This is a genomic window from Yoonia sp. R2-816 (assembly GCF_046762905.1).
GTDB lineage: Bacteria > Pseudomonadota > Alphaproteobacteria > Rhodobacterales > Rhodobacteraceae > Yoonia.
Window position 1 is genome coordinate 72,696 of sequence record NZ_JBKQXN010000182.1, and the last position, 18,448, is coordinate 91,143.

At 58.5% G+C, this 18,448-nt stretch carries 21 protein-coding genes and 1 pseudogene; 5 read left to right on the plus strand and 17 right to left on the minus strand.

Annotation, left to right across the window (positions count from 1 at the left end):
- The 16 genes from ACFWW2_RS08410 to ACFWW2_RS08485 form a co-directional block, all read right to left on the minus strand.
- Positions 1-1,020: a biotin-dependent carboxyltransferase family protein gene (locus ACFWW2_RS08410; RefSeq protein WP_393927527.1), complete on the minus strand. Its 1,020-nt coding sequence runs from the start codon at positions 1,018-1,020 to the stop codon at positions 1-3.
- Positions 1,020-1,745 carry a 5-oxoprolinase subunit B family protein gene (locus ACFWW2_RS08415; RefSeq protein ID WP_393927528.1) on the minus strand — a complete coding sequence of 242 codons (726 nt, stop codon included), beginning with the start codon at positions 1,743-1,745 and terminating at the stop codon, positions 1,020-1,022. The genes ACFWW2_RS08410 and ACFWW2_RS08415 overlap by 1 nt, the downstream gene beginning before the upstream one ends.
- The gene (locus ACFWW2_RS08420) at positions 1,742-2,149 is read right to left on the minus strand and encodes a rhodanese-like domain-containing protein (protein WP_393927529.1); all 408 of its coding nucleotides are present in this window, start codon (positions 2,147-2,149) and stop codon (positions 1,742-1,744) included. Before ACFWW2_RS08420 ends, ACFWW2_RS08415 begins: the two co-directional genes overlap by 4 nt.
- A gap of 81 nt (positions 2,150-2,230) precedes the next feature.
- On the minus strand, positions 2,231-3,319 hold the full coding sequence (locus ACFWW2_RS08425) for a M56 family metallopeptidase (RefSeq protein ID WP_393927530.1): 1,089 nt from the start codon (positions 3,317-3,319) through the stop codon (positions 2,231-2,233).
- Entirely contained in the window at positions 3,306-3,701 is a 396-nt protein-coding gene (locus ACFWW2_RS08430) for a BlaI/MecI/CopY family transcriptional regulator (RefSeq protein WP_393927531.1), read from the minus strand. Before ACFWW2_RS08430 ends, ACFWW2_RS08425 begins: the two co-directional genes overlap by 14 nt.
- Before the next feature lie 79 nt (positions 3,702-3,780).
- Positions 3,781-4,059 carry a DUF2160 domain-containing protein gene (locus ACFWW2_RS08435; RefSeq protein WP_393927532.1) on the minus strand — a complete coding sequence of 93 codons (279 nt, stop codon included), beginning with the start codon at positions 4,057-4,059 and terminating at the stop codon, positions 3,781-3,783.
- A gap of 1 nt (position 4,060) precedes the next feature.
- Positions 4,061-4,858: a carbohydrate ABC transporter permease gene (locus ACFWW2_RS08440; protein WP_393927533.1), complete on the minus strand. Its 798-nt coding sequence runs from the start codon at positions 4,856-4,858 to the stop codon at positions 4,061-4,063.
- Positions 4,855-5,718, minus strand: coding sequence for a carbohydrate ABC transporter permease (locus ACFWW2_RS08445; RefSeq protein ID WP_393927534.1), 864 nt, complete (start codon positions 5,716-5,718; stop codon positions 4,855-4,857). Before ACFWW2_RS08445 ends, ACFWW2_RS08440 begins: the two co-directional genes overlap by 4 nt.
- 55 nt (positions 5,719-5,773) lie before the next feature.
- Entirely contained in the window at positions 5,774-6,847 is a 1,074-nt protein-coding gene (locus ACFWW2_RS08450; RefSeq protein ID WP_393927535.1) for an ABC transporter ATP-binding protein, read from the minus strand.
- Entirely contained in the window at positions 6,847-7,920 is a 1,074-nt protein-coding gene (locus ACFWW2_RS08455; RefSeq protein WP_393927536.1) for an ABC transporter ATP-binding protein, read from the minus strand. The genes ACFWW2_RS08450 and ACFWW2_RS08455 overlap by 1 nt, the downstream gene beginning before the upstream one ends.
- A gap of 81 nt (positions 7,921-8,001) precedes the next feature.
- On the minus strand, positions 8,002-9,738 hold the full coding sequence (locus ACFWW2_RS08460) for an ABC transporter substrate-binding protein (protein WP_393927537.1): 1,737 nt from the start codon (positions 9,736-9,738) through the stop codon (positions 8,002-8,004).
- A gap of 241 nt (positions 9,739-9,979) precedes the next feature.
- Positions 9,980-10,771, minus strand: a complete 792-nt coding sequence (locus ACFWW2_RS08465; protein WP_393927538.1) for an N-acyl homoserine lactonase family protein — start codon at positions 10,769-10,771, stop codon at positions 9,980-9,982.
- Positions 10,768-11,058, minus strand: coding sequence for a putative quinol monooxygenase (locus tag ACFWW2_RS08470; protein ID WP_393927539.1), 291 nt, complete (start codon positions 11,056-11,058; stop codon positions 10,768-10,770). Before ACFWW2_RS08470 ends, ACFWW2_RS08465 begins: the two co-directional genes overlap by 4 nt.
- Positions 11,058-12,563 (minus strand): tripartite tricarboxylate transporter permease, encoded by a 1,506-nt coding sequence (locus tag ACFWW2_RS08475; RefSeq protein ID WP_393927540.1) that lies wholly within the window; start codon positions 12,561-12,563, stop codon positions 11,058-11,060. Before ACFWW2_RS08475 ends, ACFWW2_RS08470 begins: the two co-directional genes overlap by 1 nt.
- A complete protein-coding gene (locus ACFWW2_RS08480) occupies positions 12,563-13,309 on the minus strand; it encodes a hypothetical protein (RefSeq protein ID WP_393927541.1) in 747 nt (248 codons plus the stop codon). The genes ACFWW2_RS08475 and ACFWW2_RS08480 overlap by 1 nt, the downstream gene beginning before the upstream one ends.
- A gap of 65 nt (positions 13,310-13,374) precedes the next feature.
- Positions 13,375-14,373 (minus strand): Bug family tripartite tricarboxylate transporter substrate binding protein, encoded by a 999-nt coding sequence (locus ACFWW2_RS08485; protein WP_393927542.1) that lies wholly within the window; start codon positions 14,371-14,373, stop codon positions 13,375-13,377.
- Positions 14,374-14,470: 97 nt separating this feature from the next.
- Between ACFWW2_RS08485 and ACFWW2_RS08490 the strand changes: the two genes are divergently transcribed.
- The 4 genes from ACFWW2_RS08490 (at position 14,471) to ACFWW2_RS08505 (ending at position 17,761) form a co-directional block, all read left to right on the plus strand.
- Positions 14,471-15,559: an isocitrate/isopropylmalate dehydrogenase family protein gene (locus ACFWW2_RS08490; protein WP_393927543.1), complete on the plus strand. Its 1,089-nt coding sequence runs from the start codon at positions 14,471-14,473 to the stop codon at positions 15,557-15,559.
- Complete coding sequence (locus tag ACFWW2_RS08495; RefSeq protein WP_393927544.1) at positions 15,538-16,590, plus strand: Gfo/Idh/MocA family protein; 1,053 nt, start codon at positions 15,538-15,540, stop codon at positions 16,588-16,590. The genes ACFWW2_RS08490 and ACFWW2_RS08495 overlap by 22 nt, the downstream gene beginning before the upstream one ends.
- Positions 16,571-17,248 carry a GntR family transcriptional regulator gene (locus ACFWW2_RS08500; protein ID WP_393927545.1) on the plus strand — a complete coding sequence of 226 codons (678 nt, stop codon included), beginning with the start codon at positions 16,571-16,573 and terminating at the stop codon, positions 17,246-17,248. Before ACFWW2_RS08495 ends, ACFWW2_RS08500 begins: the two co-directional genes overlap by 20 nt.
- 117 nt (positions 17,249-17,365) lie before the next feature.
- Positions 17,366-17,761, plus strand: a complete 396-nt coding sequence (locus tag ACFWW2_RS08505) for a BrnA antitoxin family protein (protein ID WP_393927546.1) — start codon at positions 17,366-17,368, stop codon at positions 17,759-17,761.
- Positions 17,762-17,764: 3 nt separating this feature from the next.
- Here the strand turns inward: ACFWW2_RS08505 and ACFWW2_RS08510 are convergent, their stop codons facing one another.
- A complete protein-coding gene (locus ACFWW2_RS08510; protein WP_393927547.1) occupies positions 17,765-17,959 on the minus strand; it encodes a hypothetical protein in 195 nt (64 codons plus the stop codon).
- A gap of 225 nt (positions 17,960-18,184) precedes the next feature.
- On the opposite strand from ACFWW2_RS08510, the pseudogene ACFWW2_RS08515 reads away from it, so the two are divergent.
- A pseudogene (locus tag ACFWW2_RS08515) lies at positions 18,185-18,439 on the plus strand (REP-associated tyrosine transposase); the annotation flags it as partial.
- Positions 18,440-18,448: the final 9 nt, after the last annotated feature.

Consider the following 18,448-nt stretch of genomic DNA (forward strand, 5'->3'; position numbering starts at 1 on the left):
TCAGGGCCTTTCCAGATCGTCACCACGGGTCGCCCCGCTAATCAACTGATAGCCAAGCAGGTCGGCAATGTCATGCGGATCACGGACCAACGGCTGACGGTTCTGCTTCAGATCGCGCAGCAGGGTGGCATCGGTTTGTGCTGTCGCGTCAGCCTCATCCACCGTAAGCCATTGAAATTGCAAACTCACACCCGGCATCGCCTGCGCCACCTTGGGTAGGTCGGCAGGGATCACCGTACCAATCCGGGGATAGCCCCCGATCGTCTGGCATTCCGCCAGCAGCACGTAAGGCACCCCATCACCGGCCATTTGCACATCGCCTGGCAGCACCAGATCGGACACGATATTCGGCTGGCCGTCCATCATGAAACCTGCCCCGTCATGGTCCAGCCTGACACCCTGCCGGTTGCCGCGCGTGCTGCGTTGAAAGGCGGTGCTGGCAAAGCGGTCGAGGGTTTCGGACGCAAAGAAACCCGTCTGCGGGCCAGGCATCAACCGGATGTTGCCACCGGCCAGACGGTCCAGCGGTGCAATCCGGCATGGCCCCGCCAAAGGATCAGTGTCACGGCCCAAGGGCAGGCTATCACCCTCCTGCAGCCGCCCGCCAATACCAGCCGTCAGATGTGCGGCACGGCTGTCCATGACAGGCGCGGTTTGAATGCCACCGGCAAAGGCCAGATAACCGAACACGCCCCGCCGGGCACCACCGATGGTCAGCCGCTGACCGGTCCGCAGCAAATGGGTCGTATTGGGCGCAACGGGCGCGCCGTCCATACTGGCCTGCATGTCCGCCCCGGTCAGCGCAAACCGCGTGTCGTGGTCTGCACTAAAAACGCCACCAAACCCCATCATCTCCAGCAGCGCATTTGTGGGATCGCTGACCAGCAGAGCCGCTGCTTCGAACAACGCCAGCCGGTCTGCTGCACCGCCGCGTGGTAATCCTTGCGCCGTCCAGCCGGGGCGCCCAAGGTCCTGAACCGTCACACCGGGACCGGCGCTGTGTACCTGCAGCGCGGGCATCAGCGCAGCACCTCGCATCTGGCACCGCCATTCCCATCACCTTGGCGCAAGGCACTGAATTCATGGTCAGAAACCCGGGCGAACCGCACCACATCACCAGGGGCAAAGGCGAACGGTTCGGCAGCATCAGGGCGATAAACCTCGAACGCGGTCTGCCCGATATGCCGCCAGCCGGTGGGGGCATCCGCGGCCCATATGATCAACTGGCGCACCGCCGCGATCAGCGCGCCGCGCGGCAGGCTTTCGGTCAGGCTGCCTTGTCGGGGGATGTCCCAATGAGGCGGTAGCATACCCAGATAAGGCTGGCCCGGCGCGAACCCGATCGCAATGACCCGCAGGTCCTGCCCGGTGATCTCGGCAACGGCCTGATCCTCGGTAACACCGGCCAGTGCGGCGGCTTCGGCCAGTTGCGGGGCGTGGTCTGGGCCAAAGGCAACCGGGATATGCCACAGGCGTTTGGGGCTCAACGCCTGTGCGGAAAGGGTTTGTGCAATCTCTCGCAGCTGCTCCATCAAGCTCATGCGGCTGGTCACGGTCGGGTCGAACGACACCCGAACCGAGGTCAGGGAAGAGGCGATTTCGCCCACGCCCGGCAACGCCGCCACAGCGACGGCGTCTCGAAAGGCAAGCGCCTGCGCATTCGCCTCTTCTGTCAGAACCCGGGCAAAGCGGACCAGTATCCCGTCAATCCCCAATGGGCAAAATTCTGGCGTATCACCGGTCATTGCGATGACTTGATCACCGTTTCATCCACTGGCCCGCCTGATTTGACCCAATCAGTAAAACCGTCCCGCAGATGGGCCGCGTCAAAGCCCATATCATTCAGCGTCGCCACCGTCAGGGCAGAACGCCAGCCGGACGCACAGTGAAAGACGAACCGTTTATCTTGCCCGAAAATCTCTTTGAAATAAGGGCTGTCCGGGTCCACCCAAAACTCTGCCATCCCACGCGGACAGTGAAAACTGCCCGGTATGGCCCCGCTGCGCTGCCGTTCCCGCACATCGCGCAGATCGACGAAAACTACGTCAGGATCATCCAACATCGCAATCGCGTCCGGCGTTGTGACCTCATCAATCCGGGCACGGGCAGCGGCGACCATATCGGCGGCAGAATGTTTCAGCGGTGGCATCGGCATGTTTCCTGATCGGGGTGCGCCTGATTTTGAACACGGGCGTCACCCGATTGTCCAGATCAGCCGTGTGCGCTGGGCCTAATACCCGTTACGCTGGTTCAGCCGTTCAAGGTTCACAATTGTCGACAGCATCAGCCGGTCCTGTGACCAGTCGCCGGACCGTTGGATCGCAATAGCGGACAGCGCCACAGACAGCGCCAGAGGCACCAGCAGTGCAGGCACAACCCAACGTCGGGTAGGCCCGGCGCCGCCTTCGATCATTTGCAGGACCCGGTGGCGCAGAAACTGCGCATTGCGTCTACCTCTGGCCTGGACAAGGGCGACCGCAGGGATCGTCGCGTGGCTTTGACGGTAAACGGCATTGGTGCAAACCCGCAGCAGGCAGTTGGCGTAGTCCTGTGCGCTCAAACTCTTGCGTTGCATCACCTGTTGATCACAGGCCAATTCGCGCTGCCGTTCCACCTGCAGCTTCCAGTAACGCATCGCGGGATTGAAGACGAAAAGCGGGCGTAGCAGTTCCAACATGGTTTCCCAACTCAGATCGCCCTGACGCAAATGCTGGAACTCATGGGACAGCGCGATGCGCAGATCGGTGGGCGCGGCCAGCATCTCCGAAGGGATCACGACGTAGTGCTGACGCATCCCACGGGTTGAGAACGGGATGGAAGAGACGTCAGTCAGCCGGATTTGCACCCGCCCGGATTGACGCCACAGGTAGCTTTGGGCGATGACACGCCGTACGCGGGTCAGGTTCACCAAAGTGCGCAAAGCAGCAAACGTGATGCCGGTCGTCAGAATTGCGGCAATCATCGTGCCGGTTGTCGTGCCGAGCGTCGTGACCTCAAGGATCAGCGTGTCGCGGCTGGCCAGCAGCGCCTCAAACGTCGTGGGGGCCATGGCAAAGCGCCCGTCAAGATATTCGGCCACGATCATATCGGACAGGTTCAGGTTCAGCGCATGCGCCTGCGGCCACAATGCCAATGCTGCAAATGGGGCGACCCCAACAATGATCAATACGCCATATAACAGGTTCAACTGAGCCCCGTGCGCGCGTTTCAGCGATGTGCGTCTGATGATCAGCTGTGCCGCGGCCCATATCACGGCCCCGAGTGCCAGAATGATATTGGCGTCGATATAGGCGTTCAGAAGGGCTTCAAGTGAAATCATCGTCTAACCTCCGCTGGAGTAGCGCCTGTATTTCCTTGAGGGCCTCCTCGGAGATGCCATCGTCATCGACCAGACGGGCGACCATGGACGCAGGTGTGCCATCAAACAGCTTGTTCGACAGATCACGCAGCGTCTTGGCCTGATAGGCATCTTTTTCCAACACGGGTGAATAGATGAAGGTCTTGCCCTGCTTTTCGCTGGTCACGAAACCTTTTTGTTCCATGATCCGCAGGATCGTCGCGGCAGATGTATAGGCAAGGTTGCGGTCGGGGTTCAGCCGGGCAAGCATATCGCGTACGCTGCCCTGTCCCATCGCCCACAGCTCTGTCATGAACTCCAGTTCGACTTCCGTCAAAAACTCGTTACGCTTTCTCTGCCGCATCTATTGTCCCGTCACGTGTTGGTCTGCTCGTCCCCCCACGGGGGCATTAAATACGAAAGATGTCGCATCTCCAAGCATTTCACACTTTCCAAAAGCAGAAGATCAGCCAAGCCATGGCGAGGCCGAGTGGCACCCAAAGCGGTGTGCCGAAGATCCCAAGCCACGCGAGAGAGATGTAAGCCGACCCAAGCAACCCAAGAAACAGCCGGTCACCGCGCGTCGTGGTCAGCCGCAGCACGCCCTTGCGTTCGCTTGTACCCGGCCAACGGATTTCGATGAAGGTGATCACCCCTATTGCCGCGAACAACGCGATGAAAAAGGCGGCGGTTTGCCACGTCCAGGCCATCCATGACAGCATCTCAGACCCTCCCCAGGGCAAAGCCCTTGGCAATGTAGTTGCGCACGAAATAGATCACGATGGCGCCGGGAATGATGGTCAGTGTACCGGCGGCGGCCAGCAGGCCCAACTCATAGCCCGCACTTGATGCGGTCTTGGTCATCTCAGCCGCAATCGGTTTCGCATACACCGCCGTCAGGTTCTTGGCCAACAGCAACTCGACCCACGAAAACATGAAGCAGAAGAAGGCCGCGACCCCGACGCCGGCCTTGATCGCGGGAAGAAAGATCGTGATGAAAAAGCGCGGAAAGGAATAGCCGTCGACGTAAGCAGTTTCGTCCAGTTCCTTGGGCACCCCGCTCATGAACCCTTCCAAAATCCAGACCGCCAGCGGGATGTTGAACAGGCAATGCGCCAGCGCCACCGCGATATGGGTGTCGAACAGGCCGACGGCAGAATAGAGCTGGAAGAACGGCAAGACAAAGACCGCGGCAGGGGCCATCCGGTTGGTCAGCAGCCAGAAAAACAGGGTCTTGTCGCCCAGGAACCGATAACGCGAAAACGCGTAGGCAGCGGGCAGGGCAACACAGATCGAAATTACGGTGTTCAGTGACACGTAGATGATCGAATTGACATAGGCCCAATACCAGGACGGATCAGTAAAGATGGTGATGTAATTGTCCCAGGTGAATGTCTGCGGAAACAGCGAAAAGCCCGACAGAATCTCGTTCGTGGTTTTGAAGCTCATCGCGATCAGCCAATAGATCGGCAGCATCAGGAACAGGATATAGAGAATGGGGATCAGACTGCGTTTTCTCATTTCCCGTCATCCTTCGTCATCAATGTGTAGAACAGCCACGATACCAACAGCGTGATCGCGAAATAGATCAGCGACATTGCCGCTGCAGGCCCAAGGTCGAACTGCCCCAGCGCGATCTTGACCAGATCAATCGACAGGAAGGTCGTGGAATTGCCGGGGCCACCGCCGGTCATCACGAACACTTCGGTGTAGATGTTGAAGCTGTCCATGAACCGCAAAAGTATCGCGATGGTCAGCACCTGCTTCATCTTGGGCAACTGGATATAGCGGAACACCGACCAGCTGGATGCCCCGTCGATCTTCGCCGCCTGATAGTAAGCATCAGGGATCGAGACGAGCCCGGCATAACACAGCAGCACCACAAGTGAGGTCCAGTGCCAGACATCCATCGTGACGATGGTGACCCATGCCGCGAACGGGTCCTGGGTCATGTCGTAATCGATGCCCAACGTGGTGTTCATCAGATAGCCCAGCAGGCCGATATCGGGCAGGGTAAAGATGTTCCACATCGCCCCCACCACGTTCCACGGGATCAGCATGGGCAGGGCCATCAGCACCAGACAGACCGGCACCCAGATGCCCTTGCGCGGCATGGCGAGCGCGATGACGATGCCCAGCGGAATTTCGATCAGCAGGATGATGGTGGTAAACAGGATCTGGCGGCCGAGCGCGGCATGGAACCGTTCGGAGTTCAAAAGATCCTCGAACCAACCAACGCCGTGCCAGAAGAATACGTTATTGCCAAAGGTTTCCTGCACCGAATAATTGACCACCGTCATCATCGGGATCAGCGCATTGAAGGCGACCAGCAAGAGGACCGGCAGGACGAAAAACCACGCCTTTTGATTTTGTGTTTTCATGATGTCGTCTCCCGTAGGATGGGTGCTTGCACCCATGTGCCCTGCGCCGTGCCGGTCATTCCGCTGCCCTCGTCGCGATCCAGCCATCGCGATAAAGCCGCGTCTTGCTGGGATCGAATGACAGATGTGTGGCGGCTCCCTGTAGCGGTGCTTCGCCCTCTATAATCGCTTTCACAGTTTCATGGCCAACCTTGGCCTCGACCACCGCGTGCCGGCCGACATCGGACACCTTGTGCACAACTGCCGGCAAACTATGATCGCCCAGTGTGACGAACTCCGGCCGCACGCCAATTTGCGCCGTGCCCGTTCCCTGCTCGATCTCACCTTCCAGCGTGATCAGCGTATTTTCGAAAAACGCCCCACCCTCGCGAACCTCGCAAGGCAGAACATTCATGCCCGGTGAGCCGATGAAATGGCCCACAAACGTATGCGCCGGACGTTCAAAGAGCTCCACCGGCGTGCCAATCTGCACGATCTCACCGTCCTGCATGACGACGACCTGATCGGCGAATGTCAGAGCCTCGGTCTGGTCATGCGTGACGTAGATCATCGTCGCGCGCACCTTCTGGTGGAGCTCTTTCAGCTTGGACCGCAGCTTCCACTTCAGATGCGGGTCAATGACGGTGAGCGGTTCGTCGAACATGACGACGTTCACATCGTCACGGACCAGACCACGGCCCATGCTGATCTTTTGCTTGTTGTCGGGGGACAGGCCAGCGGCCTTTTTGCCCATCATGTCGGTGACTTCCAGCATCTCGGCAATCGCCATGACGCGGGTGTTCACTGTCGTCTCGTCCACCCCGCGATTGCGCAAGGGAAAGGCGAGGTTATCGAACACGGTCATCGTGTCGTAGATCACCGGAAACTGGAACACCTGCGCGATGTTGCGCTGGTTGGGGGGCAGGTGGGTAACATCCTTGTCATCAAACAGGATCTTGCCGTTCGACGGCGTCAGCAGCCCCGAAATTATGTTCAACAGTGTGGATTTGCCGCAGCCGGACGGGCCTAGCAGGGCGTAGGCGCCGCCATCAGACCATTCCAGATCAATTTCCTTGAGCGCGTAATCATCCGGCCCTTTGGGGTTGTCGTAATAGCTATGCTTGAGGTCAGAGAGCGTGATCTTGGCCATCAGATGGCACCTCCGGCGACGACCTGTCCGTCTTCGGCGAACAGCATGCAGGCCGATGGGTCGAGGTAGAAAGGGTGATCCTCGCCTACCTGATATGGATGCACACCATGAGACAAGGACACCCAATCAGCATCCGGCATGGCGAAATGGGCGCTGCTTTCCGACCCACTAAGCTCTGTGACCAGCACGCGACCGTTCAGTTTGACAGTGTTCGCGGGGCTGGGTTTGGGCGTCACATGATGCGGCCGGACCGCGATTTGATAGTCGCCGTCAGGCGCATCTTTCATCTTGGCGGAATCCCAGCGCGCGCTATCGCCCATGATCAGCGTGCTACCCATTTTGGTGACCTTGGCGACGTTGATCGGCGGATCGGAAAACACCTTGGCCGCTGTCAGCGTCTGCGGCTTGCGATAAATCTCGGCGGTGGGGCCGAATTGTGCGACATTCCCGTCATCCATCAGCGCGGTGGACCCGCCCAGCAGCAACGCCTCTTCCGGTTCCGACGTGGCATAAACCACCACGGCCCCACGCCCCGCGAAAAGTTCCGGCAGCTGTTCGCGCAATTCCTCGCGCAATTTATAATCAAGATTTGCCAGCGGCTCATCCAGAAACACCGCCCGGCTTTCCTTGGCAATCGCGCGGGCTAATGCAGTGCGCTGCTGCTGTCCGCCAGACAATTCATGCGGGCGACGGTGCAGCATGGGGCGCAGTTGCAGGATATCCGCGGCCTCTTCCACGCGGCCCTGAATTTCGGATTTCGCCATGCCTGCAACCCTCAGGGGGGAGGCAATGTTGTCGAAAACCGTCATATGGGGGTAGTTGACAAAAAACTGGTGGACCAGGCTGATATTCCGCTTCTGCGTGCTCAGCTTGGTGACGTCCTGACCATCCATCTCAATTGTGCCAGCGGCGATGGGGTCCAAGCCTGCCATCAGCTTGATCAGGGAAGTCTTGCCCGCGCCGGTTTCGCCCAGAAGCACGTTGAAATGCCCGGTCTGAAACGTCAGCGATGTGGGTTTGATATGGGTCTGCCCGGCGACCACTTTGGTGATTTTATTGAGTGTGATGGTCATGACATGCCCTTTGGTAATGGCCGGGGCGCGGACGCCCCGACCGGTGTCGGCGCCACCCGAAGGCGGCACTCGACAGGGAGCTTATTCAGAAGCCCAGCGGGCGACGAGTTCGTCATAGTTGACGGTCTCGCCCTGCGGCTTCTCGTTCTCCAGCGGTGGCTTGGCGCCGCCATTGGCGAACCAGTATTCCGCGTCACGCTCTTCATTCAGGCGCGGGCCACAGCCGCCATAGACATTCGCTGCCTCATCGGCCTGCTGCATCCGGGCCATGGTGATGTCCATCTCCTCGGCCAGACGATCCATGGCTTCCTGCGGTGTGAACGCACCAGAGTTCACGTCACCGATCTGCTGCCACCAGATTTGGGCCAGCTTCGGATAATCAGGCACGTTGATGCCCGTCGGCGACCAAGCAACCCGATCAGGTGAACGGTAGAATTCTACCAGACCACCCAGTTGCGGTGCGCGTTCGGTGAAGGATTCATGATTGACCGAACTGTCGCGGATAAAGGTCAGACCCACATGGGACTTCTTCACATCAACAGTTTTGGACGTCACGAACTGGGCATAAAGCCAGGCGGCCTGCGCCCGGTCAGCCGGTGTGGATGTCAGGAAGGTCCAGGACCCCACATCCTGATACCCGACCTTCTGACCTTCTTCCCAGTACGGACCGTGCGGGGAGGGGGCCATGCGCCACAGCGGATTGCCATCCGCGTCCACCGTGTTGTTGCCCGCGGACTGCGGGGCGACCATGTCGGCGGTAAAGGCGGTGTACCAGAAAATCTGCTGGGCCACGTTGCCTTGCGCCAGCGCAGGCAGTGACTGGTAGAAGTCATAGCTTGCCGCGGCGGGTGGTGCGTAGTTGCGCAACCATTCGTCCCATTTGCGGATTGCATAAACCGCTGCCGGCCCATTGGCCGCACCACCACGCGATACGGATGCGCCGACCGGGTTGCAGGTCCCGGCTTCCATCCGGATGCCCCATTCGTCGATCGGGATACCGTTGGGTTCGCCCACGGACCCAGCACCAGCCATGGACAGCCACGCATCGGTCATCCGCCAACCAAGGTCGGGCGCGCGCTTACCGTAATCCATGTGGCCATAGATGCGCACACCGTCGATTTCTTGCACGTCGTTGCTGAAGAACTCGGCGATGTCCTCGTAAGCGGACCAGTTGACCGGCACGCCCAGCTCATAGCCGTACTTTGCCTGGAACTGTTCCTTGAGGTCTTCGCGATCGAACCAGTCCTTGCGGAACCAGTAAAGGTTCGCGAATTGCTGATCCGGCAACTGATAGAGGTTGCCATCCGGACCGGTGGTGAACTGGATGCCCATGAAATCGTCAAGGTCCAGTGTTGGTGATGTGGTGTCGGCCCAGTCGCCGCCCATCATCTCGGTCAGGTTATAGGCCTGCTGCAGCCGCGAATGCGTGCCGATCAGATCACTGTCATTGACGTAACCATCATAAAGGTTCCGGTTGGTTTGCATCTGGGTCTGGACCGCCTGAACGACCTCGCCTTCGCCCAGGATCTGGTGGTTGACCTTGATACCCGTGATTTCCTCGAAGGCGCGCGTCAGCACTTCGCTTTCGTAGGAATGGGTTGGAATGCCTTCCGACAGAACGTTGATTTCTATACCGGCATAGGGCTCGGCGGCCTGAATGAACCACTGCATTTCAGCCAGCTGTTCATCTTTCGATAATGTGGATGGCTGGAATTCCTGATCAATCCAACGCTGTGCTGCGGCTTCGTCGGCCACAGCGAAATTGGACCCCGCAAACACGGCAGAGACCGCGACTGCGGAGAGCAGATACTTACGCATCTTGTCTCCTCCCTTGAGATTATGTGAGCCGGTTTTTGCCGACTGCCTTACCTTGGGTCCGATTGAGCGGGTTTGTCAAACTAAAATCTTAGTATTAATGAAGGTAGAATTAAATCATTGAATATATTATTAAAAATGCGTGACCGAACTTGGCTTTGATGGTCCCGGCGACCCACTGTCAAGGGATCGCCGCCCCTTCAAATCACGGTTTCGTGAGAAGACTCACCCGAAACGGATGGGTTCAGGTCGCCTGTTTCGGCCCATGATCCAACCGGGTGATATGGTCTGCGATGTCTGACGGAAAATACCGCCGCACCAGCGGGTCATGCCCCGGAACAATCAGGGTCGGGGCAGAGGCGAGGCGGTGCAACGTGTCAAACCCGTCCAGCATGTCCTGCAGATCCACGACAATCGGAAACGGTTTTCGCGCGACAAAGTTTTCATAGTAATGCGCGGCGTCAGACGCCAGCACCAGCCAGCCTGCGACTGTCCTGATCCGTACGCATTGCAGGCCGCGTGAATGACCGCCGATGCAGTGCACTGTGACGCCATCAGCCACCTCGGCCTCGCCATCATGAAAAATCAGTTTGCCTGAATAAAGCCGTTTGACGGCCTCGCAGACATGGCCTGCGGTGAACGGCATCCGCAGCGTGTCGTGGCACATGCAGGGGCCGGTGGCATAGGCCATTTCAGCTGCTTGCAGATGCAGGGTTGCATTGGGAAACAGATGCAATCCGCCCGCATGATCATAATGCAGATGGGTCACGATCACGGTTGTGATATCGTCTGGCGTCAGGCCCAGCGGTGCCAGTGCCACGCCCGGGTCCATGCGAATAGGGCGGTCACGATCAGCAGCCTCGGCATGGTCATAGCCGGTATCAACAAGGATCACCTGTTTGTCGCGCCGAAGCACCCACATGAAATAATCCATCGGATGGGGGGCATCGTGATTGTCGTCAAAGATAAAACTGTCGGCCCGGGTTCGCGCATTTCGGTCGGCATATTTGACCGCGTGGACCTCCCAATCGCTCATGACATCACCGTATCAAAAGTCACCACAGCTTTATCTGCAAGCAGCGGCGCGCTGGCGGCGTCGAAAATCAGGAAATGTTCGCTGGCCAGATGGGCGTCAAACCCGGCCCGGTCGGTATAAAGCTCGTAAAGAAAGACAGCATCGGGATCGGCGCTGTCGGTGGCGACATCGAAACGGTGACAATCCGGCTCTGTCCGCAGCGAGGTCTTTGCATTCTTCAGCATCATGGGCATGAACTCCTCTTGCTTGCCGGGTTTCAGCCGCAGCATCACACAGACAGCATACATTACGTCCCCCTTATTTTTGCAAATCCTCTTTTGATAACGGGTACTTGGCTCAAAATCAAAGCTATATTCAACGTCAGCAGGATCGCAGCACCTGGTCTGCTGACAAAAACCGAAAGATCGCCATCTGACAAGAGCAACGACCGGCGGAGGGTTTCATCAAACAAACCGCCAAGAATGACGCCGATGACCAGCGGCGCAATCGGATATTTCATCAGGTTCATGAAATAGGCGACGGCCCCAACACCCAGCATCAGATAAAGATCATTGATCCCGCCGCCCACGCTGAACGATCCGATTGTTGTCAGCACCATGACGACAGGCAAGAACACGGTTCGCGGGATGCGCAGGATCTGGATGAATATCTTGGCCGTGAACAACCCCATCAGGAACATCGTGAAAGAAGCCAGAACCATGATTGCCACCACCCGCAGAATGATGGCCGGGTCAATCGTCGGCCCCGGGATGATGTTGTTAAGTTTAAACGCCCCCATCAGCGCCGCTGCCGGGGGTGAGCCGGGGATGCCAAGAACCAAAAGCGGGATCAGCGCACCGCCGATGCAGGCGTTGTTGGCAGTTTCCGAACTCAGCAATCCTTCCATCGACCCCTTGCCAAAATTCTTGCCATCTGGACTGACCGATTTACCGACCCCGTAACTGACCCAGCCTGCCACATCCTCGCCAACACCGGGCAAGGCGCCGACACCAGTGCCGATGACGCCCGAACGTGCGATCGTCGGCATATGTCGGCGTATCACCGGCAGGTTCGGCAGAATGCGGCCCTTCAGGCTGATGATCTGGCCCATATCCATATGTCGCAGACCTTCGATGATCTGGGGCACAGCAAAGGCACCCATCAGCACGGGCACCACCTGAAACCCCGAAAAAAGGTAAGACCAGCCAAAGGTATAACGCGGCTCTGACAATAGCGGATCAAGACCGACCATCGCCATGGCCAAACCCGCTAGCCCCGCGATCCAGCCTTTGACGACGATATCTTCGCTCATCAACGTACCCGACAGCAGAATACCAAACAGCGCCAGCAACGCCTTTTCCGGGCTGGCGATGGACTGGCTGATCAGCAGCAAAAGCCAGACAAAGATCAGCAAGGCGAACGTCCCGATCAGCGTCCCGATAAAGCTGGCGGTGGTGGTCAGACCCAACGCTTCGGCGCCGCGTCCAGCCTTGGCCAGTGGATGCCCGTCCATTGCGGTTGCAGCGCTGGCTGCCGTGCCCGGGATATTCAGCAGGATAGACGGATAAGACCCGCCATAAATCGCCCCGACATACGCCCCCAAAAGCGCGATCAGCGAATAATCCAGCGGGATCTTGTTGCCGAAAAAGCCGGTCAGGATGGTAACAGCGAGCGTCGCCGTCAGACCAGGCAAGGCACCAAAGACGATGCCCAGAAACACGGACACCACAATGTAGACATAGGCGACCGGGTCCGTGATCAGGCCCCAAAATGCCCCGCCGAAACCGGCCAGTTGCGTCAGCGCGAACTCCATCAATTGCGCCACAGTGGTCTGATATTGACGTAGTAGTGATATTCGATCTGGGAAAAGATCAGGCCGCCGCGATTGGGTACGTTCTGACGAAACCCAAAGGCCATCGCGCAAACCAGCACAAGCGGCACAATCACGGCGATCCAGGGGATGGCGCTGGCAACGCGGCCCCGGCCCTTGATCAACGCCCAAAGCGTCAAAGCGACCCATATGCCCAGCACGACCCAATCATCATCATGCGGGCTGTTCCATTGGGATTGGGGGAAATGCATGATCAGCGGATAAAGCCCGCCAATCACAAATGCTCCGGCCGCCGTCAGCATACGGTCAACATGGCCACCATGATAGCCAAAGATCAACGCAGTGATCAGGCAGCCGCTACAGATGATGAAATCGACACGCGGGACCATGGCAAAGATGTAAAACACCAGAATGACAGCGATGGTCGTGATGCGGATCGCCTCAGCCCGGTCCCATCCGATGCCTGCAGCGGTCATCGCCCGCCTCGCCCCGCCATCGCGGACTGCAACCCCCAGCAGAACCAGCGACAGCACCAGCATGGCGGCCCAGATACCCAAAGGCACAATGGCGGCAGAGTTATACCAATCCGCCCCGCTGACCCCGGCGCGGTTTTCGCCAAACAGTGGGATCGCACTGGTTTTCCACAAAAAGAAAAGGGAGGTCACCAGCAGGCAAAGCCCGCCCCAGAAGTCGCGTGCGCGCAGAATTGCTTTTTCGTCGTCGGTCATCTGCCTCTCCCCCAGACAGGTGAAGGGGCGCCTGCCTGACACCCCTTTGGTCTTGCTGAGTGGCCTCAGGGTTTTTCAATGCCAAGCGACATCGGATCGACCGAGGTCGCGCCAAGTTCCTGCAAGGTATAGGCGAATGTCGATTCCAGTTTGCTGAACAGGGCCTGCGCTTCTTCACCGGATTGGCCGCCCACATCGTAATTGTTGGCAGCGGCCCATGCGGCAACGGTGTCAGATGAGATGGCCTTGTCAAAGGCGTCGGTCAGCACTGCCTTCACCTCGTCACTGGCGGAATCATGCACAGCAAAGCCAATCGCCTGTTTCAGCGGCAGGTATTGGTCCAGGCCGCCATAGATGTCGAAGGCTGACGGAATGGCGCTGCCGTTGAATTCAGCCGCATCGGGGGTCAGCATCGCCAATGGCTTCAACTTGCCACCTTCGATCAGCGGGGCCTGTTCGGCAAGGGAGGTCACCACCAATGCAACCTCGCCCGCCATCGCGGCCTCTTGGCCCGCAGCAGAGCCTTCGTAGGGGATAAACTTGAACGCGGCACCGGCCCCGTTTTCGATCGCCAGCAGGTTCAAATGGTGGATTGAGCCTGCCCCGGACGCCGCAGCCGGGATCGTCCCCGGCGCGGCCTTGGCGGCATCAACCAGTTCTTCCAATGTGTTGTAAGGGCTGTCAGCTGGGACCGAGATGAGGTCGGGCGAACCACCGACAATAAACGGATACCAGAAATCAAATTTCTGATCCCAGCCGCCCTGAATCGCGGCGGTCACATTGGATTCCGACAATCCCACAAGCGTATAGCCGTCATCGCGCTGATTTTGCACGTAAACCATGCCATTGGACCCGGCTACGCCGCCGGTTTGGTTGATCACATTGATGCTGACAGGTAGATGCTTTTCCATCTCGGCCATGATCATCCGGTTGATGCTGTCAGTCCCCCCGCCAGCGCCCCAAACCACGGCGGTCGTGATGTCCCGAAAAGGGTATTCCTGTGCTTGCGCTGTCGCTGACAGAAACGTCAACGCCGCAGCGGCGCTTGCAATAATCGCTTTCATTTTTATCCTCCCAATGGATAGGCTTTACTCGTTGCATATCTCTGCGTATTCACTAATGTATGCATTGTCAATATTTGAGTAACCAGCAGGGTGGATCATGACGCAGACATTTCGCATCGCAGTATTTGATGGCGACGGGATCGGGCCCGAGATCACGAAGCCGACAGTTGGGATATTGCAGCATTTATCTGCCGCATCGCCTGACTATGATCTCCTGTTTGAAACGCTACCTGCCGGGGCCGCCCATTATGCGCAAACCGGTGAAAGCCTGCCTGTCAAATCGCTTGAGGCTGCCCGCGCGGCTGATGCAATCCTGCTGTCGGCCATGGGATTGCCGGATGTGCGATACGAAGACGGCACCGAGATTTCGCCGCAGATTGATCTGCGCAAGGCCTTTGATCTTTTTGCCGGGGTCCGCCCGGTTCGGGTCATGCCTGGTCAGCATACGCCGTTGAAATTGCCGGAAGGGCGCGAGATTGATTTTGTTCTGATCCGCGAAAGCACCGAAGGATTGTTCTATTCACAGGGTACCGGCGAGGTGACAGAGGACGATGCGCGCGAGACATTGCGGATTACGCGCGCGACCTCGGAAAAGTTGTTCCGATTTGCATTCGAACTGGCCCACGGTCGCAAGACACAAGGTCGCGGGCGGGGCCGAGTCACTTGTGTGGACAAGGCCAATGTGTTCCGTGCCTTTGCCTTTTTTCGCGGTATCTTCGATGAACAGGCAAAGGACTTTCCGGAACTCATTGCCGATCACGCCTATGTGGATGCGACCGCCCTCTGGATGGTGCAGAAACCCTGGGATTTCGATGTGCTCGTCACCGAAAACATGTTTGGGGATATCTTGTCCGATCTCGGGGCAGGCCTGATGGGTGGGCTGGGCATGGCACCCTCTGCCGATATCGGGTTGGACCACGCGGTGTTCCAGCCGTGCCACGGCTCTGCCCCGGATATCGCGGGTCAGGGCATGGCCAACCCGATGGCCATGATTCTGTCTGCCGGGATGATGCTGGAATGGCTGGGCGAGCGGCATGACGTGGCCGCGCTCACCCATGATGGTGTCAGGCTGCGCGACGCGGTTGAGTCTGTGATGCGAAAGGGCGAAAGCCTGACACCGGACTTTGGCGGGGCCGCCAGCACGGCCGATGCAGCAGATGCCGTGTGCGCGATGCTGGATACATGACCTTGCGGGTTGCCTGTGTCGGGGCGGGCTATTTCAGCCGGTTCCATATTGGCAGTTGGAAACGGATGCCGCGCGCGACCTTGGTCGGCGTCTGCGATCATGATCTGGCCAAGGCCGCGGCGACGGGCGCCCCGGCCTTTGATGATCTGCAAACCATGCTGGCAAAGGTTAGACCGGACATTTTGGACATCATCCTGCCGCCAAAGGGCCATGCGGATACGATCCGCGCGGGACTTGCGGCCGGGGTCCGGGCGATTATCTGCCAGAAACCTTTTTGCCGCGATTTGGACGAGGCGCGGACAATGGCAGGTCTTGCGCAAAAGGCTGGTATTCCGTTGATTGTCCATGAAAATTTCCGGTTTCAACCATGGTTTCGTTGTATCCGACAGGCTTTGGAGGTCGGGACAATCGGCGATGTGTTGCAAGTGACCTTCCGCCTGCGCTCCGGCGATGGGCAGGGGGCTGACGCCTATCTGGATCGTCAGCCGTCCTTTCGTGAGATGCAGCGATTCCTGATCCACGAAACCGGCGTCCACTACATTGACACGTTCAGCTATCTGTTGGGCGAACCCAGCCACGTCTATGCCGACCTGCGCCAGATCAATCCGTCCATCGCCGGAGAGGACGCAGGCTATGTCATCTTCGATTTCTCCACGGGCGCAAGGGCCCTCTTGGATGGTAACCGCTGTCTGGATCACAGGGCCGACAACACACGGCGCACAATGGGTGAAGGCTTGTTTGAGGGGACAAAGGGCACATTGACCCTTGGGGGTGACGGCGCGGTCAGCTTGCGCCGGTTTGGGACGCAGGAGGAACAGATACTTCTGGCGCCCGACACACATGACGGATTTGGCGGAGATTGTACGCATGCCTTGCAATTACACGTGATTTCAGGCCTTCTGGACAGGCAAGAGTTTGAGAATACCGCGTCCGAGTATCTGAGTGTCATCAAGATCGAGGAGGCAATTTATCGGTCAGACATGACACACAGGAAAGTGGAGCTCGACGATCATGGCCCCGAACCCGACTAAATCCAAAAGCAATTCTGCCATCGCCGTCGAAGAACTGCGAAAACTGATCTTTTCGGGAGAGTTGCCCGCCGGGTCCGACCATCTGGAAAGCGAACTGGCCACGCGACTGGGGATGTCGCGCACACCGGTACGGGAGGCAGCGCTGACGCTGGAAGGGCAGGGACTGTTAGAGGTGCGGGCGCGCAAGGGGGTGCGCATCCTGCCGATTTCCGTGCGCGATATGGAAGAAATCTATGACGTGCTGACCGAGCTGGAAAGCATGGCCGCCGCCGATGCGGCCGGGCAGGGCTATAGCGTCAAAGACCTGAAAACGATGGAAAAAACGATTGAAGATATGGAAACGGCCCTTGCCGCCGAAGACCGCGACGCCTGGGCCGAAGCGGATGACCGGTTCCATACCGAACTGGTCCGGCTGGGCGGCAATTCGCGGGTTATGGCGATTGTCGCGCGCATGGCCGATCAGGTCCGGCGGGCCAAATCGGTCACGCTGCATATGCGGCCCCTGCCGCTGCAATCAAACAAGGATCACCGCGATGTGGTCGACGCGATCCGGGCAGGAGATGCGGTGCGGGCGCGCGAAATTCACGCCACACACCGGGCCGGCGCCAAGGATGTGCTGATCAATCTTCTGAAACAGAACCGGCTTCATATGCTGTGAAAAAACGCGGTCGGCGTTGCGTCGGATTTGCGTCGGCAAAACGTCGGACCCCAACGGACGGTTGCTTGGGACCCCCTTAACCCGCAGGATGCAGGGTGGCGTCAAAAGGAGACGCCCATGCCCCGTATGTCCAAAGCCGACCGTATTGCCCGTCAGGGGATGATCCGATTCCTGCAGCAGGAAACACTGGAAAACAGCGATCTGTCGCTGGAGCTGCGCGACAAGGTGCCATTGGCCTGGCACACGCTGGAACATGATCTGGATGTGGAAGAACCCAAGACAAAGATCACTTTGCGGCTGGATGACAGCGTCGCGAAATTCTATCGCGCGATGGGGCCGGGATATCAGGCGCGGATCAGTCGCATATTGGCGCTATGGGCCAATATGAAAATCGGTGAGGCTTTGCGGGTGGAAGAGGCGGTCTATGCGCGAATGAAAATGCTCAATGACAAGGATGATGCACGGCGCGCGGAGGGCAAACCAGCGATTGGGTTCGGATCTGGGGTGGCGTAGTCGTCAGTCGGCGATGCGCGCAGGCTTGGCTGCACTGAACGAGATACGGGCTACTGCAATGGCAAGCGCGATCGTCATGAAGCCGGTGCCGAAATAGACGGTGACCGCCTGACCCAGGTTCAGGCCGATGAGCAGGTGAAAGATCAGCGTCGTCATCAGCGCCGCGATACTTCCCAACATCATTGCAACTACAGCCATTTGTCCGTCCTTCATCTTCGCTTGATTTCATCTAGCTGCCAGAAGGTGGCAAAAATGAGGGGAATTTGCGCAGATTTCGCGCAGATATGATGAACGGCTGTTCATCTGACGTAGGGTCATGCCACGAATCGCAGGATTGTCCTGTGCTGGTGAACAATTGCGATAGCAGGCATGCCTTGTTGCACGGTTGACGGTGCCTTAACCATTTTCCGACGCAATGGCCCCATGTCGTGTTATCGCAGACCCAAGGTGACGGGTGCCACCGTCTTTTTTACCGTCGCCCTTGCCCGAAGGGGCAGCACGCTTTTGGTGGATGAGGTGGGCCGTTTGCGTCAGTCGGTTAAACGGACGCTGCAGGACCACCCCGTGACCGTCGATGCCTGGGTGGTTTTGCCGGATCATATGCATGCGATCTGGACGCTGCCGGCAGGAGATCGTGCGTATGGCATGCGGTGGGGCGCGATAAAGTCCCGGTTTTCGCGGTCGTTG